Origin of the sequence: Nocardioides sp. SYSU D00065 (genome assembly GCF_017916425.1) — a bacterium.
Classification (GTDB): domain Bacteria; phylum Actinomycetota; class Actinomycetes; order Propionibacteriales; family Nocardioidaceae; genus Nocardioides.
Genome location: NZ_JAFMSX010000001.1, coordinates 1,308,194 through 1,333,427 on the forward strand (window position 1 = coordinate 1,308,194; position 25,234 = coordinate 1,333,427).

Annotated in this window: 27 protein-coding genes; 14 read left to right on the forward strand and 13 right to left on the reverse strand. The window is 72.1% G+C overall.

The features are described 5' to 3' along the window. Positions 1-108: 108 nt before the first annotated feature. On the forward strand, positions 109-636 hold the full coding sequence (locus tag J3P41_RS06200) for a type 1 glutamine amidotransferase domain-containing protein (RefSeq protein WP_210649314.1): 528 nt from the start codon (positions 109-111) through the stop codon (positions 634-636). On the opposite strand, the gene J3P41_RS06205 is transcribed toward J3P41_RS06200, so the two are convergent. Further along, a complete protein-coding gene (locus J3P41_RS06205; RefSeq protein ID WP_210649315.1) occupies positions 633-1,340 on the reverse strand; it encodes a dihydrofolate reductase family protein in 708 nt (235 codons plus the stop codon). The two genes, J3P41_RS06200 and J3P41_RS06205, sit on opposite strands and share 4 nt — an antisense overlap. A 17-nt stretch (positions 1,341-1,357) precedes the next feature. Between J3P41_RS06205 and J3P41_RS06210 the strand changes: the two genes are divergently transcribed. Further along, positions 1,358-2,260 (forward strand): dihydropteroate synthase, encoded by a 903-nt coding sequence (locus J3P41_RS06210; RefSeq protein WP_210649316.1) that lies wholly within the window; start codon positions 1,358-1,360, stop codon positions 2,258-2,260. A gap of 43 nt (positions 2,261-2,303) precedes the next feature. On the opposite strand, the gene galE is transcribed toward J3P41_RS06210, so the two are convergent. Continuing rightward, entirely contained in the window at positions 2,304-3,317 is a 1,014-nt protein-coding gene (gene galE / locus J3P41_RS06215) for a UDP-glucose 4-epimerase GalE (RefSeq protein ID WP_210649317.1), read from the reverse strand. A gap of 41 nt (positions 3,318-3,358) precedes the next feature. On the opposite strand from galE, the gene gmd reads away from it, so the two are divergent. Together gmd and J3P41_RS06225 are read left to right on the forward strand one after the other, a co-directional pair. Next, a complete protein-coding gene (gene gmd, locus J3P41_RS06220; RefSeq protein WP_210649318.1) occupies positions 3,359-4,339 on the forward strand; it encodes a GDP-mannose 4,6-dehydratase in 981 nt (326 codons plus the stop codon). Next, on the forward strand, positions 4,336-5,271 hold the full coding sequence (locus J3P41_RS06225; RefSeq protein WP_307861849.1) for a GDP-mannose 4,6-dehydratase: 936 nt from the start codon (positions 4,336-4,338) through the stop codon (positions 5,269-5,271). Before gmd ends, J3P41_RS06225 begins: the two co-directional genes overlap by 4 nt. Before the next feature lie 188 nt (positions 5,272-5,459). Here J3P41_RS06225 and rfbA read toward each other — a convergent pair whose 3' ends face one another. Continuing rightward, positions 5,460-6,326: a glucose-1-phosphate thymidylyltransferase RfbA gene (gene rfbA / locus J3P41_RS06230; protein WP_210649320.1), complete on the reverse strand. Its 867-nt coding sequence runs from the start codon at positions 6,324-6,326 to the stop codon at positions 5,460-5,462. Between the two features lie 61 nt (positions 6,327-6,387). On the opposite strand from rfbA, the gene J3P41_RS06235 reads away from it, so the two are divergent. From J3P41_RS06235 to J3P41_RS06245, 3 genes are read left to right on the forward strand one after another with little or no spacing between them, the layout of a single operon-like run. Then, positions 6,388-8,289: a DUF4012 domain-containing protein gene (locus tag J3P41_RS06235; RefSeq protein ID WP_210649321.1), complete on the forward strand. Its 1,902-nt coding sequence runs from the start codon at positions 6,388-6,390 to the stop codon at positions 8,287-8,289. A gap of 10 nt (positions 8,290-8,299) precedes the next feature. Further along, positions 8,300-9,298, forward strand: a complete 999-nt coding sequence (gene rfbB / locus J3P41_RS06240; protein WP_210649322.1) for a dTDP-glucose 4,6-dehydratase — start codon at positions 8,300-8,302, stop codon at positions 9,296-9,298. After that, a complete protein-coding gene (locus tag J3P41_RS06245; protein ID WP_210649323.1) occupies positions 9,295-10,695 on the forward strand; it encodes a bifunctional dTDP-4-dehydrorhamnose 3,5-epimerase family protein/NAD(P)-dependent oxidoreductase in 1,401 nt (466 codons plus the stop codon). The genes rfbB and J3P41_RS06245 overlap by 4 nt, the downstream gene beginning before the upstream one ends. Positions 10,696-10,752: 57 nt before the next feature. On the opposite strand, the gene J3P41_RS06250 is transcribed toward J3P41_RS06245, so the two are convergent. From J3P41_RS06250 to J3P41_RS06265, 4 genes are all read right to left on the reverse strand, one after another. Further along, positions 10,753-11,049, reverse strand: coding sequence for a DUF2516 family protein (locus tag J3P41_RS06250; protein ID WP_210649325.1), 297 nt, complete (start codon positions 11,047-11,049; stop codon positions 10,753-10,755). Positions 11,050-11,128: 79 nt separating this feature from the next. Further along, positions 11,129-11,755 carry a hypothetical protein gene (locus J3P41_RS06255; protein WP_210649327.1) on the reverse strand — a complete coding sequence of 209 codons (627 nt, stop codon included), beginning with the start codon at positions 11,753-11,755 and terminating at the stop codon, positions 11,129-11,131. 20 nt (positions 11,756-11,775) lie between these two features. Next, a complete protein-coding gene (locus J3P41_RS06260) occupies positions 11,776-12,192 on the reverse strand; it encodes a helix-turn-helix domain-containing protein (RefSeq protein WP_210649329.1) in 417 nt (138 codons plus the stop codon). Positions 12,193-12,285: 93 nt separating this feature from the next. Beyond that, a complete protein-coding gene (locus J3P41_RS06265) occupies positions 12,286-13,248 on the reverse strand; it encodes an asparaginase (RefSeq protein WP_210649330.1) in 963 nt (320 codons plus the stop codon). A gap of 40 nt (positions 13,249-13,288) precedes the next feature. Here J3P41_RS06265 and cysC point away from each other — a divergent pair, with 40 nt between their 5' ends. The 4 genes from cysC (at position 13,289) to J3P41_RS06280 (ending at position 16,989) form a co-directional block, all read left to right on the forward strand. Continuing rightward, positions 13,289-14,476 (forward strand): adenylyl-sulfate kinase, encoded by a 1,188-nt coding sequence (gene cysC / locus J3P41_RS18560; RefSeq protein ID WP_307861850.1) that lies wholly within the window; start codon positions 13,289-13,291, stop codon positions 14,474-14,476. Beyond that, a complete protein-coding gene (locus tag J3P41_RS18565; protein WP_246861468.1) occupies positions 14,469-15,008 on the forward strand; it encodes a hypothetical protein in 540 nt (179 codons plus the stop codon). The genes cysC and J3P41_RS18565 overlap by 8 nt, the downstream gene beginning before the upstream one ends. Continuing rightward, positions 15,008-16,009, forward strand: coding sequence for a sulfite exporter TauE/SafE family protein (locus J3P41_RS06275; RefSeq protein WP_246861469.1), 1,002 nt, complete (start codon positions 15,008-15,010; stop codon positions 16,007-16,009). The genes J3P41_RS18565 and J3P41_RS06275 overlap by 1 nt, the downstream gene beginning before the upstream one ends. 140 nt (positions 16,010-16,149) lie before the next feature. After that, on the forward strand, positions 16,150-16,989 hold the full coding sequence (locus J3P41_RS06280) for a type IV toxin-antitoxin system AbiEi family antitoxin domain-containing protein (RefSeq protein WP_210649331.1): 840 nt from the start codon (positions 16,150-16,152) through the stop codon (positions 16,987-16,989). A gap of 90 nt (positions 16,990-17,079) precedes the next feature. Here the strand turns inward: J3P41_RS06280 and J3P41_RS06285 are convergent, their stop codons facing one another. Further along, complete coding sequence (locus J3P41_RS06285; RefSeq protein ID WP_210649332.1) at positions 17,080-17,904, reverse strand: 3-keto-5-aminohexanoate cleavage protein; 825 nt, start codon at positions 17,902-17,904, stop codon at positions 17,080-17,082. Positions 17,905-17,921: 17 nt separating this feature from the next. Here J3P41_RS06285 and dtd point away from each other — a divergent pair, with 17 nt between their 5' ends. Then, positions 17,922-18,350: a D-aminoacyl-tRNA deacylase gene (dtd, locus tag J3P41_RS06290; RefSeq protein WP_210649334.1), complete on the forward strand. Its 429-nt coding sequence runs from the start codon at positions 17,922-17,924 to the stop codon at positions 18,348-18,350. Here the strand turns inward: dtd and J3P41_RS06295 are convergent. After that, complete coding sequence (locus J3P41_RS06295; protein WP_210649336.1) at positions 18,347-19,507, reverse strand: family 16 glycosylhydrolase; 1,161 nt, start codon at positions 19,505-19,507, stop codon at positions 18,347-18,349. The genes dtd and J3P41_RS06295 overlap by 4 nt on opposite strands. Positions 19,508-19,609: 102 nt before the next feature. On the opposite strand from J3P41_RS06295, the gene cysD reads away from it, so the two are divergent. After that, entirely contained in the window at positions 19,610-20,524 is a 915-nt protein-coding gene (gene cysD, locus J3P41_RS06300) for a sulfate adenylyltransferase subunit CysD (RefSeq protein ID WP_210649337.1), read from the forward strand. Continuing rightward, positions 20,524-21,813 carry a sulfate adenylyltransferase subunit CysN gene (gene cysN, locus J3P41_RS06305; protein WP_210649338.1) on the forward strand — a complete coding sequence of 430 codons (1,290 nt, stop codon included), beginning with the start codon at positions 20,524-20,526 and terminating at the stop codon, positions 21,811-21,813. The genes cysD and cysN overlap by 1 nt, the downstream gene beginning before the upstream one ends. Positions 21,814-21,834: 21 nt before the next feature. On the opposite strand, the gene J3P41_RS06310 is transcribed toward cysN, so the two are convergent. From J3P41_RS06310 to J3P41_RS06325, 4 genes are all read right to left on the reverse strand, one after another. Next, the gene (locus J3P41_RS06310) at positions 21,835-23,313 is read right to left on the reverse strand and encodes a PAS domain-containing sensor histidine kinase (protein ID WP_210649340.1); all 1,479 of its coding nucleotides are present in this window, start codon (positions 23,311-23,313) and stop codon (positions 21,835-21,837) included. A 140-nt stretch (positions 23,314-23,453) separates the two neighbouring features. Continuing rightward, positions 23,454-23,759, reverse strand: a complete 306-nt coding sequence (locus J3P41_RS06315) for a DUF1416 domain-containing protein (protein WP_210649341.1) — start codon at positions 23,757-23,759, stop codon at positions 23,454-23,456. Further along, complete coding sequence (locus J3P41_RS06320) at positions 23,759-24,622, reverse strand: sulfurtransferase (protein ID WP_210649343.1); 864 nt, start codon at positions 24,620-24,622, stop codon at positions 23,759-23,761. The genes J3P41_RS06315 and J3P41_RS06320 overlap by 1 nt, the downstream gene beginning before the upstream one ends. 63 nt (positions 24,623-24,685) lie before the next feature. Next, complete coding sequence (locus tag J3P41_RS06325; RefSeq protein ID WP_210649345.1) at positions 24,686-25,186, reverse strand: DUF4395 domain-containing protein; 501 nt, start codon at positions 25,184-25,186, stop codon at positions 24,686-24,688. Between the last annotated feature and the right edge of the window lie 48 nt (positions 25,187-25,234).

Sequence of the window (25,234 nt, forward strand, 5' to 3'; positions counted from 1 at the left end):
GACGCTAGCGAACGTCCCGCGCGCCCCGGCGGGCACCCGGCAGGCGAGGCGAACGGCTCACCCCTCCGTGTGTTGTCCGGGCCGGGTCGGCGAGCAAGCGTGGGACGCATGTCGAAGCGAATCGCATTCCTGACCGCACCCGAAGGCGTCGAGGAGGTCGAGCTGACCAAGCCCTGGCAGGCAGCTGTCGACGCCGGCCACACCGCGGAGCTCGTGTCGCTCGACGAGGGCGAGGTGCAGCTGTTCCAGCACCTCGACAAGTCCACGACCCAGCGCGTGGACCGGCGGGTGAGCGACGTGTCGACCGCCGACTACGACGCTCTCGTCCTGCCCGGCGGCGTCGCCAACCCCGACGCCCTGCGCATGGACGAGGAGGCCGTGGCCTTCGTCCGCGACTTCCTCGACACGGGCAAGCCGGTCGCCGCCATCTGCCACGCGCCGTGGACCCTCATCGAGGCCGACCGGGTGCGCGGCAAGCGCCTCACCAGCTGGCCCAGCCTCCAGACCGACGTGCGCAACGGCGGCGGCGAGTGGGTCGACGAGGAGGTCGTCGTCGACGGCAACCTGATCACCAGCCGCAACCCCGACGACATCCCGGCATTCTCCCGCGCGCTCTTGGACGCGCTCGGGTCCTAGCCGAGCGTCGGCTGCCCGGCGGGCCGCGGCTCCACCAACCACCGGCCGAGCAGCGTCCCGTCCTGCTCCAGCAGCAGGGCGGGACGTAGGGCCACGTCCACCGCGGTGCCCGCGGCCATGCGTACGGCGTCGCCGGCGCTCAGCCGGGGCACGACCGTCCAGCACAGCTCGTCGACGACGCCGGCGGCCAGCAGGTCGGCGAAGAGCGACGGTCCCCCCTCGCACAGCTGCTCGTCCCACCCCCGCTCCGCGAGCTCCCGCGTGAGCGCGACGAGGTCGATCGCGTCGTCGCCCAGGACCAGGACGTTCTCCTCGCCCAGCCGATCCCGGGCGGTCGCCAGGCCGTCCGAGGAGGCCACGGTCGCCATCAGCACCCGGCCGCGCGGGGCGCCCGCCAGGGTCGGCGGGACCTCGCCGGAGCGGCTGACGACGACCAGCGGCACCGCGGGTACGTCGTACCCCTCCGCACGCAGCGTCCCGGCACCGACGACCAGGCAGTCGGCCCGCGCCCGCAGCATGTCGAAGACCCGCTTGTCGGCGGCGTTGTTGATGCTCTTGCTCACGCCGTCCGTCCCCTGCGCGGCGCCGTCGACGGTGCTGACGAAGTTGACGCGCAGCCACGGCGCCGACGGCGGGGCATAGGCCGCGGCCAGCTCCTCGTCCGAGAGATCGGCCAGGCGTTGCAGCTCGAGGTGTCCGCTCACGCCCCTACTGTTGCACCGTGATCACGCTCGCCGACCTCGCCGCCCTGCACAGCGACCACGGCGACGCCTGGGCCAGCCCGGTGGCGCCGGTCGTCGTGGACGGGCCCCGCGGGCCGGTCGCCGTCGGCGACGGGCCGGTGACCCTGATGGGATGCATCAACCTCTCGCGCGACTCGACCTACCGCGAGAGCGTGGCGACCAGCCCCGCCGACGCCGTACGCATGGGGCGCATCCAGGCGGCCCAGGGCGCGTCGGTCATCGACCTCGGCGCCGAGTCGAGCAACGCGGGGGCGGCCCGGGTCGCGGCCGAGGACCAGGTCGCGACGCTCGTGCCGGCGGTCGAGGGACTGGCGAGCGAGGCGGTCGTCTCCGTGGAGACCTACGAGCCGGCCGTCGTGCGGGCGTGCCTCGACGCGGGCGCCCGGATCCTCAACATGACCGGTCGCGAGCACGAGGACGAGATGCTGGCGCTGGCCGCCGAGTACGACGCCGCGGTCGTGATGTGCTTCGGCGAGACGGCCAACGTGCGGGAGATCGCCGACGTCCCGCCGGACGCCGACCCCATCCCCGTGCTGCTCGACCACTTCGCGCCGCGCATCGCCAACGCCCGTGCGCTGGGGGTGGACAAGGTGGTCGTCGACCCCGGCATGGGCTTCTACTACGCCAACCTCGTCGATCCCCCGGCGCGCGCACGCCACCAGGCCCGCGTCCTCGCCCAGACGTTCCGGCTCCGCCCGCTCGGCGTCCCGGTGTGCAACGCGGTCCCGCACACCTACGACCTGTTCGGCGACGAGTTCCGCAAGGCCGAGGGCTTCTACGGCGTCTTCGCCGCGCTCGGCGGCACGCACCTGCTGCGGACCCACGAGGTGGCCCACCTGCGGGTGGTGCTGCGCGGCCTGGCGGAGCTGGAGGTCCGCTGAACCTCGCCGCACCCCGGCGTCAGGACGCGTACGACGGCGAGCGTCAGCCCGCGAACCCCTCGGGGTTCTGCGACTGCCACCGCCAGGTGTCGGCGGCCATCTCCTCGACGGTCTTCTTCGTGCTCCACCCCAGCTCGGCGTTGGCCTTGGTCGGGTCGGCATAGCTGGTCGCGATGTCACCGGGACGGCGGGCCACGATCTCGTAGGGGATCTCGCGCCCCACCGCCTTCTCGAAGGCGCGCAGCATCTCGAGCACGCTGGTGCCCTTGCCGGAGCCGAGGTTCCAGGTGTGCACCGCCTCGTCGGTCTCCTCCAGCGCCTTGAGGGCGGCGATGTGGCCGGCGGCCAGGTCCTCGACGTGGATGTAGTCGCGCACCCCGGTGCCGTCGACGGTGTCGTAGTCGCCGCCGAAGATCATCAGCTTCTCGCGCTTGCCCACGGCCACCTGCGCGATGTACGGCACGAGGTTGTTGGGGATCCCCGACGGGTCCTCGCCGATCGTGCCCGAGGGGTGGGCGCCGACGGGGTTGAAGTAGCGCAGGAGGGCGAAGCGCATGTGCGGAGCCGCGACCGCGACGTCGCGCAGGATCTGCTCCTGCATGACCTTGGTCCAGCCGTAGGGGTTGGTGGCGTAGGTCCGGCGGTCCTCGGTGGCCGCGGCCTGGTCCTCGCCGTACACCGTCGCGCTGGAGGAGAACACGAGCTTGTCGACGTCGTAGCGCTGCATCGCGCGCACGATGGAGAACGTCGAGCCCAGGTTGTTCTCGTAGTAGTCGAGCGGCTTCTCGACGCTCTCCCCCACGGCCTTGTGGCCGGCGAAGTGGATGACCCCGTCGAAGTCCTCGGTCGCGAAGAGGTGCTCGGTCTTGTCGTGGTCGGTGAGGTCGAAGGAGTGCAGCGGGATGCTCGTCCCGGTCAGCGACTCCATCCGCGCGAGCACCGTCGGGTGCGCGTTGCTGAAGTTGTCGACGATGACGACGTCGTAGCCGGCGGCGACGAGCTGGACGACGGTGTGCGAGCCGATGTAGCCGGCCCCGCCGCTGACGAGGATCTTCATGCAGCCACCCTAACGACCGGTCGCCCTGCCAGACTGGGCCCATGCCGAGCGCGCTCATCACCGGAATCACCGGCCAGGACGGCCTGTACCTCGCCGAGCTGCTGCTCGAGAAGGGCTACGACGTCCACGGGCTGATCCGCGGGCAGAACAACCCTCGGCGCGACCTCGTGTCCAAGGTCGTCCCGGACGTGCGGCTGCACAACGGCGACCTCACCGACCTGTCCAGCCTGATGCGTGCGATGCGCGACTCGCAACCCGACGAGGTCTACAACCTCGGCGCGATCTCCTTCGTCGCCTACTCCTGGGAGAACGCCTTCGTCACCAGCGACGTGACCGGGATGGGCGTGCTCAACATGTTGGAGGCCGTACGCCTGCATGCCGGCGACGACCCGGCCGGCATCCGCTTCTACCAGGCCTCGAGCTCGGAGATGTTCGGCAAGGTGCAGGAGGTGCCCCAGTCGGAGAAGACGCTGCTGTGGCCCCGCTCGCCGTACGGGGTCAGCAAGGTCTACGGCCACTACATGACGATCAACTACCGCGAGTCCTACGGCATGCACGCCTCCTCCGGGATCCTGTTCAACCACGAGTCGCCGCGTCGGGGCCCGGAGTTCGTGACCCGCAAGATCAGCCAGGCGGTGGCGCGCATCCACCTCGGCCAGCAGGACTCGATGGCGCTGGGCAACCTCGACGCGCAGCGCGACTGGGGGTTCGCCGGCGACTACGTGGAGGCGATGTGGCGGATGCTGCAGCAGGACCACGCCGACGACTACGTCATCGCGACCGGGGAGACGCACTCGATCCGCGACTTCCTGGACCTCGCTTTCGCCCACGTCGGCATCGACGACTGGAGCAAGCACGTCACCCAGGACCCGCGCTTCATGCGGCCGGCCGAGGTCGAGCTGCTCATCGGTGACGCGTCCAAGGCCCGCGAGCAGCTGGGCTGGACGCCGACCGTCTCGTTCTCCGAGCTCGTGGCGATGATGGTGGACAGCGACATCGCGGCGGTCAAGGCGGGCTGGTGATCGCTCGCGCGTTCATCACCGGGATCGGCGGCCAGGACGGCAGCTATCTCGCCGAGCGCCTGGTCGGCGAGGGCCTCGAGGTCCATGCCCTCGTGCTCCACGCCGACGGGCACCCGCCCCACTGCCCCGATGAGGTGGTGCTGCACGCGGGGGACCTCGGCGACGTGGCCGGCACCCGCCGGCTGGTGCACGAGATCGCGCCCGCCGAGATCTACAACCTCGCGGCGATCAGCTCGGTCGCCCAGTCGTGGGACGAGCCCGATCGCACCGCCCACGTCAACGGGCAGGCCGCGGTCGCGCTCATGGAGACGGCGCGGCAGGTCGGCGGCGTACGGCTCGTGCAGGCCTCCAGCGCGGAGATCTTCGGCGAGGCGGCCGCCGCGCCGCAGGACGAGACGACGCCGGTCGCGCCGGTGAACCCGTACGGCGCCGCGAAGGCCTTCGCGCACCTGTCCGCGCGGGTCTTCCGGCAGCGCGGGCTGCACGTGTCGAGCGCGATCCTCTACAACCACGAGTCCCCGCGTCGGCCCGAGCGCTTCGTGACCCGCAAGATCACCGCAGGCGTCGCCGCCATCGCCCGCGGCGAGGCCGACGAGCTGGTCCTCGGCAACCTCGACGCGCGCCGCGACTGGGGGTGGGCGCCGGATTACGTCGACGCGATGGTGCGCGCGGCGCGGGCCGACGAGCCGACCGACTACGTCGTGGCGACCGGTCGCGCGCACTCGGTGCGCGAGTTCGTGGCGGCTGCCTTCGCGGCCGTGGGGATCGCCGACTGGGAGCCGCTGGTGCGCCAGGACGCGGCGTACTTCCGCCCGGCCGACCCGACCGAGCTCGTCGGCGACGCGACCCGGGCCCGTACGGAGCTGGGCTGGGCGCCGACGGTCGACTTCGAGGAGTTGGTCGCGCGGATGGTCGCCGCCGACCTCGGCTGAGCGGCGTACCGACGCTGGCGGCGTACGGGCGCTGGTGGCCGCGTGCGGGGGCATTCCCGGCCGAGGTTCACCCGCCAAACTGGAGCCTTGCCCCCGAAGTTTCGGGGTGGAGGCTCGGGTTTCCCCGGCTCGCCGGGGATCGCTGCAGGCGCCATCCGCTGCCAGGGCTCCCCGCAAGCGCCCCGCGATCAGCCGTGCTGCAGCAGCCCGATCAGGTACTCGCCGTAGCCGCTCTTGCGCAGCGGCTCGGCGCGCGCGACCAGCTCGTCGTCGGACAGGAAGCCCATCCGCCAGGCGACCTCCTCCGGCGCGCCGATCTTGAAGCCTTGCCGGCCCTCGATCGTCCGCACGAAGTTCGAGGCGTCGTTGAGCGAGTCGAAGGTGCCCGTGTCGAGCCAGGCGGTGCCGCGCGGCAGCACCTCGACGTGGAGGCGCCCCTCCTCGAGGTAGCGGCGGTTGAGGTCGGTGATCTCCAGCTCGCCGCGCGCGGACGGCTTCAGCTCGGCGGCGTACTCGACCACGTCGTTGTCGTAGAAGTAGAGGCCCGGGACGGCGAACTGGCTCTTCGGCTCGGCGGGCTTCTCCTCCAGCGAGATCGCCTTGCCCGCCTCGTCGAACTCCACGACGCCGTACGCCGTGGGGTCGGCGACGTGGTAGCCGAACACCGCCGCGCCGTCGAGCTGCTCGAAGCGGAGCAGCGTCGTGCCGAGACCGGTGCCGTAGAAGATGTTGTCGCCCAGCACGAGCGCCGACCGGTCGCTGCCGATGTGGTCGGCGCCGATGATGAACGCCTGCGCGAGGCCGTCGGGGCTCGGCTGGACCGCGAACGTGAGGTTGATGCCGAACTGGGAGCCGTCGCCGAGCAGGCGGTGGAAGCCGTCCGCCTCGTGCGGCGTGGTGATGATCAGCACGTCGCGGATGCCGGCGAGCATCAGCGTGGACAGCGGGTAGTAGATCATCGGCTTGTCGTAGACCGGGACCAGCTGCTTGCTGATGCCCTGGGTGATCGGGTGCAGTCGGGAGCCGGTGCCACCGGCCAGGATGATTCCGCGCATGGGCCACACCCTAGAGGCCCGATCGTGCACGGCGTGCCGACCGGTTTGGCACCATGGGCCCATGCCGTCCTCCCGCCGCACGTCCAGGCGGCGGCTGGTCCGGCCGGCGACGGTGGCCGGCGGACTGCTCCTGCTGCTGGCGGCGATGGCGCTGATGGCGATCCCGTTCCTCAAGGCGCCCGGCCACGCCGAGGGCGCCCGCACCGACCTCGAGGCGGCGCGCACCTACCTCGCCGCCGGCGACGTGGCGAGCGCGGAGAGCAGCGTGGAGAGCGCGCGGCGCCACGCCGACCAGGTGCAGGACGCGATGCAGGGCATCGGCGGCGACCTGTGGAGCCTGGTGCCGGTCGTGGGCCGGCCCGTCGCCGACGTACGCCACCTCGGCAACGCCCTCGACCACCTCACCACGGCCGCCGAGGTCGCGGTCGCGACCTGGCCGGCGGTCAACGGGGAGCGGGCGACGCTGTTCGGCGACCGCTCCGTCGACGTCGCGACGCTGGGCCGCCTCGTCGACGCGGTCGACACCGCCAGCGTGAACCTCGACGCGGCGCAGCTCGAGCTCGGCGCGGTGAGCGACTCGGCGCTGGGTGTCGGCACCCGGCTGGCCGAGGCCCGCGACGAGGCGTCGACCGTGGTCACCCCGCTCGCGAGCGGAGCGCGCCGAGCCGCCTCGCTGACCGCCGTGCTGCCCGAGCTGCTCGGCGTGGAGGGCGACCGGACGTACCTGCTGGCGCTGCTCAACCCCAGCGAGCAGCGCTTCTCCGGTGGTGCGCCGCTCACCGTCGCGCCCATGAAGGTCGCGGACGGCCGGCTCACCATGGGCGAGGCGCGCGACACCTCCGACCCCGACCTCTACCGGGTGGGCCGCTGGACCAAGGTCGAGGGCAACCCGTTCCACGACGGCAAGCTCCGCCTGTCGACGGCGACCTACGCCCCGGACTGGTCGGTCTCCGGCGAGGAGCTCCTGCGGGGCTGGGCGCGCCGCACCGGCCAGGAGGCCGACGGCCTCGTGGCCGTCGACGTGGTCGCGCTCGCCGACCTGCTGCGCATCACCGGGCCCGTCGAGGCGCCGATCTACGGCCGGCTCGACGCGGACACGTTCACCCAGAAGCTCGTGGGTGACTACGACGCCTTCCCCGACAACGAGGCACGCCACGACCTCAACCGTGCGATCGTGCCGGTGTTCGCCGAGCGCCTGTTCTCCCCCGGCCGCGGCATCGAGAAGATCACCTCGCTGCGCGACTCCGCCCGCGCCCGCCACTTCGCGCTGTGGATGCGCGACGCCGACGTGCAGGCGGCGGTCTCCGACATCGGGCTGGCCGGCGAGCTGTCCCACACCGAGCACGACTACGTCGCGGTCTTCAACCAGAACACCAACCGCAGCAAGGCCGACTACTGGCAGCGCCGCGCGGTCCGCAGCGACGTCCGGCTCCGCGAGGACGGGTCGGCAACGGTCCGCCTCACCATCTCGGTGCACAACGACTCCCCGCCCTACGCCCAGGCCTTCGCCGACCCGCGCGGGGGCACCAGCGTGACGCGCTGGAACGGCATGACCCTCGGCGTCTTCCTGCCCGAGGGCGTCGAGATCGCGAGCGCCAGTGCCGCCGGCCGGGCGCAGGGCACCGACGTCTTCAACTACTACGGCCGCCCCTACAAGCTCCTGCGGATGACGCTGCCGCCCGAGGCGACCCGCGAGGCGGTGCTGGAGTACGACGTCCCTGCCGCCGCGGTCGCCCCCGGCGACGGGACGCTGACCTACCGCCTGGACGTGACGCCGCAGGGGATGGTCGACCCGCAGGAGCTGTCGGTGACTGTGCGGTGGCCGCGCGGCTACGACGTCGCCGACCTCCCCGAGGGCTGGACGCGCACCGGGCCCGGCGTGACGACGTACGCCGATCCCGACCTGGTGACCCAACCCCGGCTCAGCATCACCGGCTCGGCCGGACCGGCCGCCGCACCCTAGACTCCCCGGCATGGAACGCCTTCTCGTGACCGGGGGCGCGGGGTTCATCGGCTCGAACTTCGTGCACCACGTCGTCAACCACACCGACCTGCGGGTCACCGTGCTGGACAAGCTGACCTACGCCGCCTCGCGCGAGTCGCTCGCCGGGCTGCCGGAGGACCGCGTGCAGCTGGTGGTCGGCGACATCGCCGACGAGGACGCCGTCGACCCGCTCGTCGCGGCCCACGACGCGGTGGTGCACTTCGCGGCGGAGTCGCACAACGACAACTCGCTCAACGACCCGAGCCCGTTCATCCGCACCAACATCCTGGGCACCTACACGATCCTCGAGGCGGTCCGCAGGCACGACAAGCGGCTCCACCACGTCTCGACCGACGAGGTCTACGGCGACCTCGAGCTCGACGACCCCAAGCGCTTCACCGAGGACACGCCCTACAACCCGTCGTCTCCCTACTCGGCGTCCAAGGCCGGCTCGGACCACCTCGTCCGCGCGTGGGTGCGCAGCTTCGGCGTCCGCGCCACGGTCTCCAACTGCTCGAACAACTACGGCCCCTGGCAGCACATCGAGAAGTTCATCCCGCGCCAGATCACCAACGTCATCGACGGCATCCGGCCCAAGCTCTACGGCTCCGGCGAGAACGTCCGCGACTGGATCCACGCCGACGACCACTCCTCGGCCGTCCTGGCCATCCTGGAGCGCGGCCGCGTGGGCGAGACGTACCTCATCGGCGCCGACGGGGAGAAGAACAACCTCGAGGTCGTCCGGCTGATCCTCACCCTGATGGGGCAGCCCGCGGACGCCTTCGACCACGTCACCGACCGCGCCGGCCACGACCTGCGCTACGCCATCGAGTCCGGCAAGCTGCGCCAGGAGCTCGGCTGGCGCCCGCAGTTCGAGGACTTCGAGTCCGGGCTGGCCGACACCATCCGGTGGTACCAGGAGCACGAGGACTGGTGGCGCCCGCACAAGGACGCGACCGAGGCGAAGTACGCGGAGAAGGGCCAGTGAGCCTCCCCTCCCTCGAGACCACCCCCATCCCGGGTCTCGTGGTCGTCCGGCTCGACCGCCGCGACGACGACCGCGGGTTCTTCAAGGAGAACTGGCAGCGCGAGAAGATGCTCGCCATCGGGCTGCCCGACTTCGGCCCGGTGCAGAACAACGTCTCCTTCAACGCCGAGCGCGGCGTGACCCGCGGCATCCACACCGAGCCGTGGGACAAGTTCATCTCGCTGGCGACCGGCCGGATCTTCGGCGCCTGGGTCGACATGCGCGAGGGCGAGACGTTCGGCGCGACGTTCACGCTCGAGATGGACACCTCGGTCGCGGTCTTCGTGCCCCGCGGTGTCGGCAACAGCTACCAGGTGCTCGAGGACGCCACCGCCTACACCTACCTCGTCAACGCGCACTGGCGCCCAGGCGTCGCCTACCCGGCACTGGCCCTCGACGACCCCACCGTCGCCATCGCGTGGCCGATCCCGCTCGACCAGGCGATCATCAGCGAGAAGGACCAGAACAACCCCGCGCTCGACCCGGCCACCGCGATCGCGCCCCGCAGGACGCTCGTCCTCGGCGGCGGCGGACAGCTCGGCCTCGCACTGGCAGCCGCCTTCCCCGACGCCCACGCGGTCACGCGCGCCGAGCTCGACCTCACCGACGCCGCGGCGGTGCGCGCCTGGCCGTGGCACGACTACGGCGTCGTCCTCAACGCGGCGGCGTACACCGCCGTCGACGCGGCCGAGACCCCCGAGGGACGCGTGGCCGCCTGGGCGGCCAACGCGACCGGCCCGGCGACCCTCGCGGCCCTGGCGCGCGAGCACGGCTTCACCCTCGTCCACTACTCCTCCGAGTACGTCTTCGACGGCACCGCGCCGCTCGAGCCCGGGCACACCGAGGACGAGCCGCTCTCGCCGCTCGGCGTCTACGCGCAGAGCAAGGCGGCCGGGGACCTCGCGGTCGGCCTGGCACCGCGCCACTACCTGCTGCGGACCTCGTGGGTGATCGGCGAGGGCGCGAACTTCGTGCGCACCATGCAGTCCCTCGCCGCGAAGGGCGTCTCCCCCAGCGTGGTCGACGACCAGGTCGGCCGGCTGACCTTCACCGAGGAGCTGGTCCGCGCGACCCGCCACCTGCTGGAGTCCGGCGCCCCGTTCGGCACCTACCACGTCTCCAACGGCGGGCCCGCGATGTCGTGGCGCGAGATCGCCCAGGCCGTCTTCGAGCGGTCCGGGCGCAGCGCGAAGGACGTCACCGCCACCACGACGGAGGCGTACGCCGAGGGCGTGCTGGCGCAGGGCAAGCCCTTCGCGCCTCGGCCGCTCGGCTCGGCGATGTCGCTGGCGAAGATCCGCGCCACCGGCTTCGAGCCCGAGGACGCGATGAGCGCGCTCGAGCGCTACCTGAGCTGACGCCGGCCCGCACGTCGTGGCGGTCGGCGTCGCTCAGCGCCGCGCTCAGCACCGCGCTCAGCGACGGTGCGAGGTGACCTCCGCCAGGGCGGGGCGCACGTCGGCGATGTAGACGAGCGCGGCGATGGTGAAGGCCAGGTGGATGATCCCGAGCGGCGAAGACCCGATCAGGACCAGCTGCGCGACGAAGCCGAGTCCGGTGATCGCGCACCAGGCCGGCTTGGTGAGCTTGCCGGCCGCGTCATAGGCCTCGGCGGAGTACGTCAGGGCGTTGACGAACGCGAACCCCTTGATGGCGAGCAGCACCACGAGCACCACCAGCATGAGGGTGCTCTGGAACGCGTAGATGTTCACGAGCCCAGCCTAAGGGGCGCGTGCACGCCCACCGGCTGTGCGGACCCCCGCCCGTGCGGCCGGGGGCCCGCGGCCGGGTTCAGTCGCCGACCTTCTCGGCGGCGTCGGCGACAGCCTTCGTCGCCTCAGCGGCCGTCTCGCGGGCGCTGGACGCGGTCTTCCTCGCCGATCCGGCGGTCCTCTTGGTGGCCCCGGCGGTCTTGCCGGCCGTCTTCTTCGTGGCCCTCGCGGTCGTGGCGGCCGTCTTCTTGGCCGTCCCCGCGGTCTTCTTGGCGGCTCCCGCCGTCGTGGCGGCCTGGGTGGCGGTGCTCCTCGTCTGGGTGGCCGTGGTCGCCGCGGCCTGCGCCGTGGCGGCGGTCGACTCCTGGCGGCGGATGCGCCCGACGAGGGTCTCGCCGCGCTTGACGAGCTCGGAGTACGTGGCGGCGGCCGCGGCGACGTTCTCGTCGACGAGGGTCGAGACCTTGGCCGGGTAGGCACTGGCCTCGGCCTGCAGCTCGGCCACGCGAGCCTCGACGGCGCGGCGGGTGGCGGTCCGCTGCACGTCGGCGACGCGCGCGGCGGCGGTCCGCTGGACGACCGCGACCCGCTTCTGGACGTCGGCGACGGCCTCGCGGACCGCCTCGACCGCGAGGTCGGTGACGCCGACGGTGGCCAGGACGGGCTTGAGGGCTTCGGTCCTGATGTCGAACTTGGCGGTGGCCATGTGCTTCTCCTTCCCCCGGGCTACCGGGGCTGTTGCGGGTGGTCGTTGAGGGCCAGGAACGAGGCGTACACGTCGAGCAGGGAGTGCTTCTGCCGCTCGGTGAGGCCGCTGTCGGCGAGGATCGCGAGCTCGACCGAGCCGGCCTGCCCGGGGTCGGGGTGGACGATGCCGGCTCGTACGTAGAGCTGCTCGGCGGAGACGCGCAGGGCACGGGCGAGCTGCTGGAGCACCTCGGCCGAGGGCCGGCGCAGGCCTCGCTCGATCTGGCTGAGATAGGGGTTGCTCACCCCGACCTGGTCGGCCAGCTGCCGCAGGGACAGCTGTGCGGCGAGCCGGTGCTCGCGCAGGTAGTCACCCAGCGAGTCACTGAGCGAGCCGAGCGAGTCGACGACCGCCTTGCCGGTCTTGGCGCTCGCGCCGTTCTTGTCCTTGGCCATGACCCCATGGTGCTAACAACGGTTAGCACAATGCAAGCGCGCAGTGGGTGAGCGGTCTCACAAGGACCATCCCCACGCGGCCCGAGCCGCTAGCTAGAAGGCAGCACGGATGACGCCGACGGGACGTCCGCCGCCCATCAGCGGGAGCCGCCCGGTGGCCTCGACCGCCTCGGCGTCGACGCCGTCCTCGCCCAGGACGCCCGAACGGCGCAGCGCCGCGGCCATCAGGACGGGTCGCACGCGCGCCGCCCCGTCGTCGGTCTTGAGCGCCCAGGCCCGCCCGTCGGGCAGCGCCACGGCGTAGACGGACTCCGCACCGGCCTTGCCGATCAGTCCCGGCACCGCGCGGTGCAGCACGAGCTCGTCGCGCGTGCTGCCACTGACGTTCTCCGGGTGCTGGCGCATCGCCTGGGCCACGCGGTGCGCCGGTCCGTCGGTCGCGGTGGCCAGCACGGCGAACGCACGGGCGAGCCCGATCAACGACGCCGACAGCAGCGGCGCTCCGCAGCCGTCGACCGCGACCGCGGCGACCGGCTCCCCGGTCAGGCGCTCGAAGGTCTCCAGGATCGCGCGCTGGAGCGGGTGGTCGGCCTGCAGGTAGGTCGCGGTGTCCCAGCCTCGCAGCACGCAGGTCGCCAGCATCGCAGCGTGCTTGCCCGAGCAGTTCATGAGGATCGGGGACCTGGCACCGCCGGCGCGGATGACCGCCTCGCGAACCTCGTCCTGGAGCGGGTAGTCCGCCGGCGTCTGCAGGGCCGACTCGTCCAGGCCAGCCGACGTGAGGATGCGACGTACGCCCTCGACGTGGAACGGCTCGCCAGAGTGGGAGGCACACCCCAGGGCCAGCAGCTCCGGGGGGAGGTCGAGCCCCAGCTCCACCATCGCCAGCGCCTGCAGAGGCTTGTTGCTCGAGCGCGGCAGCACCGGTGCGTCGACCTCGCCCACCGACCAGTCGACCGACCCGTCCGCGGCCAGCGCGACGATCGAGCCGTAGTGGTGCCCCTCCACGAACCCGGAGCGGACGATCTCGGCGACGACGGGCAGACCGGCAGGCATGGGCGCAGGCTACCCACCGCGGCAGTGAGAGGATGCGCGGGTGATCCAGCACTGCCCGACGCCGACCGAGCTCGACGACCTGGAGCTCCTCGTCTCCGGCGCCTACGCGCCGACCACCCGGTTCAACGAGCCGGGGAGCGTGGTGACCCTCCACCTGCCCGACGGCGTGGACGAGGCCGAGCTGGTCGACCCCGAGGGGCTGCCGCTGGCGCGCGTCTCGCGCGACGGCACGCTGCAGCCGCTCGCCTCCGCGCAGTACGGACCCTTCCGCCGCCTGCACTTGACGCCGTCGCAGGCCCGCGAGCAGCACGCCGGCGCGACGTTCGTGCCGGTCGTCGACGCGCTCACCGACGCCGACCTCGACGAGCTGCGCGGCCTGGGTCGCGTCGTCCTGGTCGCCCTGATGGGCACCGGGACCGCTGCCCTGTCCCCGGTCGCCCTGGTGCGGGCGTCCCTCGCCGCCGCCGCGCTCCTCGACGACGCGGCCGTCGTCGCGGTGCCCCTGCCCGCGCACGGGGACGCGGAGGCCGACCATGCCCTCGGCGCGCAGGTCGTCGCGACGTACGCCGGTCCCGACCCGGTGCACGCGCTGCCGGACCGGGGCGCGGAGACCGCCGCCCACCCCGACCGCATCGCCGCGATCGTCGAGCAGGACCGGCCCGCACCGGAGGACCAGGGCCTGGTGCTCTTCTTCACCGGCCTGTCCGGCAGCGGCAAGTCCACCCTGGCCCGGGCGCTGATGGACCGGCTGCTCGAGCAGGGCGGCCGCTCGGTCACGAGCCTCGACGGCGACGTCGTACGCCGCCACCTCTCCGCCGGGCTGACCTTCTCGCGGGCCGACCGCGAGACCAACATCCGCCGCATCGGCTGGGTGGCCGCCGAGATCTCCCGGCACGGCGGGGTCGCGGTCTGCTCGCCGATCGCGCCGTTCGCCGAGACGCGCGAGCAGGTGCGGCAGATGGTCGAGGACGCCGGGGGCGCGTTCTTCCTCGTCCACGTCGCCACGCCGCTGGAGGAGTGCGAGCGGCGTGACCGCAAGGGGCTCTACGCCAAGGCACGGGCCGGCGAGATCCCCGAGTTCACCGGCATCTCCTCGCCCTACGAGGAGCCGCTCGACCCGGCGGTGCGGGTGGACACCACCGGTCGGACGATCGAGGACGCCCTCCACGACGTCCTGGTCGCGCTCGACGAGGCCGGTCACCTCCACCTGACAGGCACCGATGCCTGAGCCGCTCAAGGTGCTCTTCGTGTGCACCGCCAACATCTGCCGCTCGCCCGCGATGGAGCTGATCGCGCGCGACCTGGCAGGTGACGCCGACGTCGTCTTCGCCAGCTCGGGCACCCACGCGGTGGACGGTCACGCGATGGACGCCGACATGGTCGCGACCCTCCCAAAGGGCGCGGCCGACGCGTTCCGCAGCCGCGCCCTGACGGCCGCCGTGCTGAGCGACGTGGACCTGGTGCTCACGGCCGAGTCGGTGCACCGCGAGCACATCCTCGACGACTTCCCGCAGCTGCACCGCAAGGTGTTCACCCTCGGCCAGTTCGCAGCGACCATCGCGGAGCTGCCGGGCCTGGACGGCCGCGAGCTCGTCGAGGCGGCTGGGCGGCGACGTACGCCGACCCTGCCCGAGCACGACGTCGCGGACCCCTACCGGCGGGGCACGGCGGCCTCCCGGACGGCAACGGGCACAATCACTGCCATGTTGCGCGACATAGTCCCCCGCCTGACCGGCGCCTCGGCCGCTCGGGAGGACTGATGGACTGGGTCACCGCCACCTTCTTCTCGATCCTCGCTGCCGGGTTCTTCGTCGGCATCGTGGTCGGCCTGACCGGCATGGGCGGCGGCGCCCTGATGACCCCCGCGCTGATCTTCCTCGGCGTCGGCGAGGCCGCCACCGTCGTGACCGCGGACCTCACCGCAGCAGCCGTCTACAAGAGCGGCGGAGCGATCGTGCACAAGCGCGAGGGCTCACCCAACATGAAGCTCGCGATGTGGCTGATGATCGGGTCGATCCCGATGGCGCTGCTCGGGCCACACCTGCTCGCCTGGGTGGTCGACCCCGAGGACATCGACGAGACGCTCCTGCTCTGCATCGGCTTCGCGCTGCTGCTGGCCGCGGCGACGTACGCCTTGCGCCTGTACCTCAACCTGCTGCGGGTGCGCGGAGGCCAGCACCCCGACGACGACCCGCGGCTGCGCCCGATCCCCACGCTGCTCGTCGGCGCGCTCGGCGGGCTCCTCGTGGGCATCACCAGCGTCGGCTCCGGCTCGGTCATCATGATCGCGCTGCTGATGCTCTATCCCGGCCTGTCCGCGGTGAAGCTCGTCGGCACCGACCTGGTGCAGGCCGTCCCCCTGGTCCTGGCTGCCGCGGTGTCCAACATCGTGCTGCACGGCATCGACTGGGGGATCCTCATCCCACTGCTCCTGGGCTCGGTCCCCGGCACGCTGATGGGCTCCGCCCTCGCCCCGCGCGTGCCCCAGTCCTTCATCCGCCGCGGCATCGTCATCGTCCTGACCATGAGCGGCGTCGCGCTGCTGGACAAGGCCGGTTGGGCGCCGCTGGGCGTGGAGGAGACGCACCCGATGCTGATCGCCGGTGTCGGCATCGCCGTGCTGCTGATCCTCCCGATCGTGTGGGGGTTCCTGCGCAAGCAGCAGGGCCTGCCGATGTTCGGGTCCCCCACCATCGCCCAGCTCGAGGACCCGACCTACCGCCCGGGCCTGGTGGGCATGAAGAAGGTCGACCGCTCCTGACGGGCCCGAGCGCTGCCGCCCGGCCTCCGGGCCGCGGCGTGTCGTGGCCGTCGTACGGCGTGTCGGGAGCGCAGCCGCGCCGGATCGGCCCCTGTGGATGACCGGTCGCGCACGCACCTCCTGCGGACCAGGCTGACCCCGTGGATCCCGTCGCCGCCCTCGCCCGCCTCGGTGGGATCGCGTCGACGGCTCAGGTCCTCAGCCTCACCACGCGCAAGAGGCTGCGGCGGGCAGTCGACGAGGGACGGGTCGTGCGGGTGTCCCGCGGGCGATACGCGCTGCCGACGGCGGACGAGGCGAAGGCCGTGGCCCGGGAGGTGGGCGGCCACCTGCGGCTGCTCTGCGCAGCCGCGCACTGGGGTTGGGAGACGAAGTGGCCTGCCCGCCACCCCCAGGTCGTCGCTCCTCGCCGGCCGCGAGCGCCGGTCCGCGCGGAGGTGGCCTACGGCTGGCTTCCGCCGAGGGACCGGGACGGCTGGGCGACCTCGCCGCGGCGCACCGTGCTCGACTGCGCGGCCGAGCTGCCCTTCGACGAGGCGCTCGCAGTCGCCGACTCCGCACTCCGGCACGGTGACCTCGACCACGACGACCTGCTCGCGACGCTGCGGCCGGACACCCCGGCTCACGTCCGCCGGGTCCTGGAGCACGCCACCGCGCTCGCCGCCAACCCCTTCGAGTCGGTGCTGCGAGCGGTGCTGGTCGACGCCGGGATCGACGTCGTCCCGCAGTGGGCCACCGCCATCGGGGGAGTGACCTACCACCCCGACCTCGCCGACCCCTTCCGCGCGCTGGCCATCGAGGCGAACTCGTGGGCCTTCCACGCCGGCAGGTCGGAGCACGACGCCGACTGCGTGCGCTACAACGCACTGGTCGTCGCCGGCTGGACGGTGCTGCGCTTCACCTGGGAGCAGGTGATGTTCGCGCCCCACGTGGTGGTGCGGACCGTGCGCGCGGCCATGTCGCTGCCGGTCGCCGCCTGAGGGGCCGGAGCACGGCCGCCCGCCGGATCGGGCGCGGCGAGAAGCGGGCGTCGTACGCGTGTCGCGGGCGGCAGCGGCGAGAAGCGGCCCTCACGCCAGGCCGAGCAGCTCCCGGCACTGGGCGGGCGTCATCGGTGTCCGCTGCGTGATCCGGCCGAGCTCGGCGGCGCGAGAGACCAGCTGCGCGTTGGACTCGACGGGCACGCCGCGGCTGATCGTCAGCACGTCCTCCATGCCCACGCGCAGGTGACCGCCCATCGACAGCGACGCCATCGCGACGGCGAGGGTCGAGCGGCCGATCCCGGTCGCCGACCACGACGTCACCTCGGCAGGCAGGGCGGCCACGCCGGCGACCAGGGCCGGGGCCGTGCCGGGCATGCCGCCGGGGACACCCATGACGAAGTCGACGTGCACCTTGCCACCCGCAGGGAGGCCGTACTCGCGCAGGAGGCGGCCGAGGGCATGCACCTGGCCCAGGTCGAACAGCTCGAACTCGGGGGCGACGCCGCGCTCGAGCGCCAGCTGGTAGAGGTCCTTGACGAACGGCCAGGGGTTGAGGAACACGTCGTCGCCGAAGTTGGTCGTGCCCATCGTCAGGCTGCACGAGTCGGGCTCGGCGTCGAGCACCTCGAGCCGCTCGTCCAGCGGATCGTGCACCGAGCCGCCGGTGGAGAGCTGCACGACCAGCGACGAGCTCTCGCGCACGGCGGCCACCCACTCGCGCAGGAGGGCCTGGTCGAGGGTCGGCCGGTGGGAGGCGTCGCGGACGTGGATGTGGATCATCGCGGCGCCCGCCGCCTCGCACTCGGCCGCGGTGCGCGCGATCTCCTCGGGCGTGGTGGGCAGCTGCGGACAGTCGGCCTTCGCGGTCTCGGCACCGGTGGGAGCGACCGTGATCAGCAGGGCATCGGGCATGGCGGCATCCTTGCACCATGCGCGCCGTCATCCAGCGGGTCTCCTCCGCCACTGTCCGGGTCGACGGCGAGGAGGTCGGCCGGATCGACGGTCCGGGGCTCCTGGTCTACCTCGGCGTCACCCACGGCGACGGCGCCGCGGAGGTCGCCTGGACCGCGCGCAAGATCTGGGACCTGCGCCTGCTGCGCGAGGAACGCAGCCTCAGCGACGTCGGCGCGCCAGTACTCGTCGTGAGCCAGTTCACGCTCCACGGCGATGCTCGCAAGGGCCGGCGCCCCACCTGGCAGGCCGCCGCGCCGGGCCCGGTGAGCGAGCCGGCGTACGACGCGGTGTGCGCCGAGCTCGAGCGGCTCGGTGCCCACGTCGAGCGCGGGCGGTTCGGCGCCGACATGCAGGTCGAGAGCGTCAACGACGGGCCGCTCACCCTCGTGCTCGACACGCCCTAGCGCGGACCGGTCTCCCAGACCCGCGCCCAGTCGACATCCATGTGCTCGGGCAGCTCGCCGTTGAAGCGCGGCAGCTCGTAGTCGGAGGACAGCAGGCTCAGGATCAGGAACTCCTGGCGCCCCGAGGTCTCGCCCTCCAGCCGGTGCGTGACCTGGCCGTCGATGCGGAAGACGTACTCCTCGGGCGTCCACTCGACCGAGAACACGTGGTACTGCTCGGCCCAGCCCTCGCCGTACTGGTCGAGGTCGCGCACCCACCCGCCGGAGGTCTGCTTCCTGCCGTCCTCGTCCAGCCAGTAGGCGAAGCTGGTGAGGCCGCCCTCGGGGTGGCCGTCGCCGAAGTACTCCATGACGTCGATCTCGGCGCCGCCGGTCCGGGCGCCGCCGGCGGACTGGCCGCCGACGGCCTGCATCCAGAACGCCGCGTGCTGGCCGCGGGCGGACTGCGCCTTGATGCGGGCGGCGGCGAAGCCGTAGGTGAAGCCGTAGACGCCCTCGGTGCCGACGTGCCCGTTGAGGCGGTATGGGAACTGCTTGCGGCGGCCCGGCAGCCGGCACTGCCCCCTGGCAGGGTCGTCGAGCACGCTCAGCCGCAGGACGCCGTCGAGCACCTCGGCGCCTCGGGGATCGGCCCGCGAGCACATGCGCACGCCGACGTGACCCTGGTCGCGGGTGTGCCACGTGCCGTCTGCCTCGTCGACGGTGTCCCGCTCGAAGTCGTCGGTGAAGCTGGCCTCCGGGGCGTCGTCGGTCGAGACCTCGGCGCCGACCGCGTCCTCGCCCTCGCCGACCACGACGTGCAGCACACCGGGCGTGCGGGTGGTCAGCGCGACCTCGCCGTCGGCGTCGGTCTCCTGCTCCGAGACGGACGTCCAGTCGTCGCCGTCCTCGGCGAAGAGCCTCACGGGCGTGCCTGCCTCGGCGTCCTCGACGGTGGCCGCCACGACCCAGGCGGCGTCGTCGGCCGGCTCGGGATCCTCGCCGGTCGCCGCGAGCTGGGGCAGCACCCGCACCTCGAGCGCGTCGCTGTCCCGGTACGACGGCGGGCCGGCCTCCTCGGCCGCGGAGCACCCGGCACCGAGCAGGGCCACGACCAGCACTCCGCCGACCAGCCGGCGCGGTCGGGGACGGGACGCGAGTCGGGGGGCGCGGCTCATTCGCCCGAGTCTGTCCGACCACGCCCGGCCATGCGAATTCGCCGAGGCGTTCCACGTCGCTACGATGAACGCTGCTGTCCCTAGAGAGGTCCTCGCCACGCCATGACCAACACCCACGTCGACTACCAGCTGAGTCAGCTGGACCAGCTCGAGGCGGAGTCGATCCACATCTTCCGTGAGGTCGCCGCCGAGTTCGAGAAGCCGGTCCTGATGTTCTCGGGTGGCAAGGACTCCATCGTGATGCTCCGCCTGGCGGAGAAGGCGTTCTTCCCTGCCAAGCTGCCGTTCCCGCTGCTGCAGGTCGACACCGGCCTGGACTTCGCCGAGGTGCTGGCCACCCGCGACTCGTGGGTCGAGCGCCTGGGTGCGCGGATGATCGTCGCCACGATCGACGAGGCGATCGCCGCGGGTCACGTGGTCGACGACGGCAAGACCAGCCGCAACCGCATGCAGATCGGCACGCTGCTCGGCGCGATCGAGGAGAACGGGTTCACCGCCGCCTTCGGCGGCGGGCGGCGTGACGAGGAGAAGGCCCGCGCGAAGGAGCGGGTCTACTCCCACCGCGACGACTTCGGCCAGTGGGACCCCAAGAACCAGCGCCCCGAGCTGTGGAGCCTCTACAACGGCCGGATCCACGCCGGCGAGCACATGCGCATCTTCCCGCTGTCCAACTGGACCGAGCTCGACATCTGGCACTACATCCACCGCGAGCAGATCGAGATCCCCTCGATCTACTTCGCTCACGAGCGCGAGGTCATCGAGCGCGACGGCATGCTGCTGTCGGTCGGCCCGGAGATCCAGCCCAAGGCCGGCGAGACGCCGGTGACCAAGACGGTGCGCTTCCGCACCGTCGGCGACCGCACCCAGACCGGCTGCGTCGAGTCGACCGCGACCGACACCGCCGCCATCATCGACGAGATCGCCATCGCCCGGGTCACCGAGCGCGGCGCCACCCGTGGCGACGACCGCTTCTCCGAGGCCGCCATGGAAGACCGCAAGAAGGAAGGCTACTTCTGATGGCCACCACCGACTCCCACACGACCGCCCAGGGCCAGATGGACCTGCTCCGCTTCGCGACGGCCGGCTCCGTCGACGACGGCAAGTCGACCCTGATCGGTCGCCTGCTGCTCGACTCGAAGTCGATCTTCGAGGACCAGCTCGAGGCGGTGGAGTCGACCAGCCAGTCCAAGGGCTACGACTACACCGACCTGGCGCTGCTGACCGACGGCCTGCGCTCCGAGCGCGAGCAGGGCATCACGATCGACGTGGCCTACCGCTACTTCGCGACCCCGAACCGCAAGTTCATCATCGCCGACACCCCGGGCCACATCCAGTACACCCGCAACATGGTCACCGGCGCCTCGACCGCCGACCTGGGCCTCGTGCTGGTCGACGCCCGCCAGGGCCTCACCGAGCAGTCGCGCCGCCACGCGGTGCTGCTGTCGCTGCTCCGCGTGCCCCACCTGGTGCTCGCGATCAACAAGATGGACCTGGTCGACTGGTCGCAGGAGGTCTACGAGAAGATCCACCGCGAGTTCACGCAGTTCGCGACGAAGCTCAACATCCCCGACCTCGAGGTCATCCCGATCTCGGCGCTGCAGGGCGACAACGTCGTCAACCGCTCCGAGAACACCCCCTGGTACTCCGGGCCGACGCTCATGCACCACCTCGAGCACGTCCACGTCGCCTCCGACCGCGACCTCGTCGACACCCGCTTCCCGGTGCAGTACGTCATCCGCCCCAAGTCCGACGCCTACCACGACTTCCGCGGGTACGCCGGCCAGGTCGCCGGCGGCGTGCTGAAGAAGGGCGACGAGGTCGTCGTCCTCCCTTCCGGGATGCCGTCGAAGATCGCCAAGGTCGAGCTCTTCGACCAGGAGATCGCCGAGGCGTTCCCGCCCATGTCCGTCACCGTGCACCTCGAGGACGACGTCGACGTCTCCCGCGGCGACATGATCGCTCGGCCCAAGAACGCCCCCAAGCCCAGCCAGGACATCGACGCGATGGTCTGCTGGATGACCAACGAGCCGCTCAAGCCGCGGCAGAAGCTGGCCATCAAGCACACCACCCGCACCGGCCGGGCCATGGTCAAGGACATCCAGTACCGCCTGGACGTCAACAGCCTCCACCGTGACCAGGACACCAAGGAGCTCGGGCTCAACGAGATCGGCCGCGTCCAGCTGCGCACCACCGTGCCGCTGCTGTGCGACCCGTACTCCAAGAACCGCACCACCGGCTCGTTCATCCTGATCGACGAGGCGACCGGCGTGACCGTCGGTGCCGGCATGATCAACAGCGGCAGCTGAGCGGCCGCACCGGGAGCACCCTCAGCGGGGCAGCACCACGCACACCGTGGTGCCCCCGCCGGGGGTGCTCTCGAGCGACACCCCTCCGCCGTGCGCCTCGGCGACGGCGCGCACGATGCTCAGGCCGAGACCGGTGCCGGGCACCTGGAGGCGGCGCGCGTTGCGACCGCGGTAGAACCGGTTGAAGACGTGGTCGCGGTCCTCGGGGTCGATCCCCTCGCCGTCGTCGGCCACACTGAGCTGCACGTGGGTCTCGCACGAGGTCACCGCGACGACGATCCGGCCGCCGCGCGGCGTGTAGGCGATCGCGTTGCAGACCAGGTTGTCGACCAGCTGCCGCAACCGCATGCCGTCGACGACCGCGACCAGGGAGTCCGGCAGGTCCGACTCGAGGGTGACCCCGGCCTGCGCGGCGTCCACCGCGGCTGCCTCCAGCGCCTCGGCGAGGATCGTCACGAGGTCGACCCGATAGGGGTCGACCAGCGGCGAGCCGGAGGTGGCCCGGGTGGAGAAGAGCAGGTCCGCCACGAGGTGCGACAGGCGCTGGACGTTGCGGCGGGCGGCGGCGACGCGCGGTCGGGCAGCGGGACCGATCTCGGCTGAGTCCTCCAGCAGCTCGAGGTGGGCCATGGCGGAGGTGAGGGGCGTGCGGAGCTCGTGCGAGATCGAGGTGACGAAGTCGTCCTTGACCCGGATCGCGCGCATCAGCTCGGTGACGTCCTGGTAGGCCAGCGCGGCGCCGGTGAGCGTGCCGACACGGTCGCGGACCGATCGCGCCGACACCGACAGCGCCCGGCGCGACTCCGGGTCCTCCCCGACCCAGATGAGGAAGTCGTCGAACTCCTCGCCCGCGACCGCCCGCACCGTGGGCATCTCCTCGGAGCTGAGCGGTCGGGCCTGCTCGGCGTCGTAGAGGTAGCCGGTCTGGCCCACCCGACCGCGGTGGCCGTGGGGGAACGCGAGGTCCATGAAGTCCTGGTGACGGGAGTTGTAGCCCTGGTAGGTGCCGTCGGCATCGAGCAGCAGCAGGCCCACCGCCACGGTGTCGAACACCGCTTCGGCCTTGCGCTGCTCGGACTCCACAGCCGCCTCGGCCGCGTCGAGCCGCTCCGCGAACGCGTGGCGCTCGGTGAGGTCGGCGATCTGCGAGATGAAGTGCAGCGGGGCACCATCGGCATCGCGCAGCAGCGCGACGGAGAGGTCGCCGACCAGGAGGGAGCCGTCGGCACGGATGTAGCGCTTGGTGATGCGGTAGCTGGGGATCGTCCCGGCCAGCGTGCGGGTGGCGAGGGCCAGGTCGCTGGCGAGGTCGTCGGGGTGGGTGATGTCCTGGAACGCCATCGTCGTCATCGCGCCGGCGTCGTAGCCGAGCATGTCGCACAGGGCCGCGTTGGCGGTGAGGAAGTCACCGGTGATGGAGACGAGGGCCGTCCCGACCGGCGAGTGCTCCACGGTGAGGCGCCACAGGTCGTCGGTCACGGGCAGGCTCGCTTGATGCATCACGCGATCCCTTCGCGTCCGGAGCGGAACTCCCACGGTAGGACGCGGGCGCGCGGGGCGGGGCGACTTCGGGATAACTGCGAGGAAATTGCTGGAACCGCCCCGCGGGTCGCGGGGCGGTTCCGTGAGGCGGGAGCCGGTCAGGCGCCGACCAGCACCTGCACCTCGGCCACCGAGCCGGTGGCGGCGACGACACGGGTGTCGACCGGCTCCGCCTTGGGCGCGAGGGTGCGCAGCGTCCACTCACCGTCGCCGGCGAAGAACCGGAAGTGGCCGGTCGCGGACGTGGGCACCTCGGCGGTGAACTCCCCGGTGCGGTCGAGCAGGCGGACGTAGGCGTTGGGCACCGGCTCGTCACCGGCGCGCAGCACCTGACCCTGGATCACCGCCTCCTTGGCCACGTCGACGCCGTCGAGCGACAGCCCGCCCTCGGTCGCGCCGCACATCAGGCGCTCGTCCCGTCCGCCTGGCCGGGCTCGTCACCGAGCGCCACGGGGACGCCGACGAGCGAGCCGTACTCGGTCCACGACCCGTCGTAGTTCTTGACGTTCTTGCGGCCCAGGAGCTCGGTGAGGACGAACCAGGTGAGCGACGAGCGCTCCCCGATGCGGCACAGGGCGATGGTGTCCTTGTCGGCGTCGAAGCCGACCTCGTCGTAGAGCGCGGCCAGCTCCTCGTCGGACTTGAAGGTGCCGTCGTCGTTGGCGTTCTTGCTCCACGGCACGTTGACCGAGGTCGGGATGTGTCCGGCGCGCTGGGCCTGCTCCTGCGGGAGGTGCGCCGGGGCGAGCAGCCGACCGGCGTACTCGTCGGGGCTGCGCACGTCGACGAGGTTCTGCGTGCCGATCGCGGCGACGACCTCGTCGCGGAAGGCGCGGATCGAGGTGTCCTGCTCGGTCGCGGTGTACGACGTGCGCTCGCGCGTCGGCACCGCGTCGGTGAGCTCGCGCGAGTCGAGCTCCCACTTCTTGCGGCCGCCGTCGAGGAGCTTGACGTCCTGGTGGCCGTAGAGCTTGAAGTACCAGTACGCGTAGGCGGCGAACCAGTTGTTGTTTCCGCCGTAGAGGATGACGGTGTCGTCGTTGGACACGCCCCGCTCGGACAGCAGCGCCTCGAACTGCGCCTTGTTGACGAAGTCGCGACGGACCTGGTCCTGGAGGTCGGTGGTCCAGTCGAGCTTGATGGCGCCCCTGATGTGGCCCTTGTCGTAGGCGGTGGTGTCCTCGTCGACCTCGATGAGGACGATCCCGTCGGTGTCGAGGTTGTCCTCGACCCACTGGGCGGTGACGAGCGAGTTCTCGCGGCTCATGGTGATGTGCTCCTTGCTGGTGGTGAGTCGTGTGCGGGGTGGGTGGAGGGGTCAGGTGGCGGGTCAGGTGGCGATGCGCCGAGCGGTGGCGCGGCGGAGCAGGAGGTACAGCTCGCAGCCGAGGCAGAGCCCGAAGCCGGCGTTGAGGAGCGCGGCGACGAGCGCGGCCCCGACGGCGACCTGGCCGACGACCGTCGCGCCCGCCAGCATCGCGGCCAGGCCGACGACGGCGAACGCGAAGCCCACTCCCTGGGCGAAGCGCGGCGGCTCGGGTGCCTCCCACTCGGCCGGGGGCGCCAGCCGCGGTCGCACGAGGGTCCGGAACAACCAGGCGTACGGCGTCGCCGTCACGCCGCGGACCGCGCCGAGCCCGAAGAGCACAGCCTGCGCGGCGAGCAGCGCGAGAGCGGCGGGCGGCGGGAGCAGCAGCACCGCGACGAGGACCACGGACGTCACGGCGGCAGCCAGCTGCGGTGCACGCGGGTCGATGGCGCCAGGCGGTGCCGGCGCCGCGCTGGTCGTCCTGGTGCCCGGCGTGGTGCCGGGCGTGGCTGTGGTCGTCATGTCTCTCCTGAGGTGGTCGTCGCGGCGGGCCGGGCAGCGCCGCCCGTG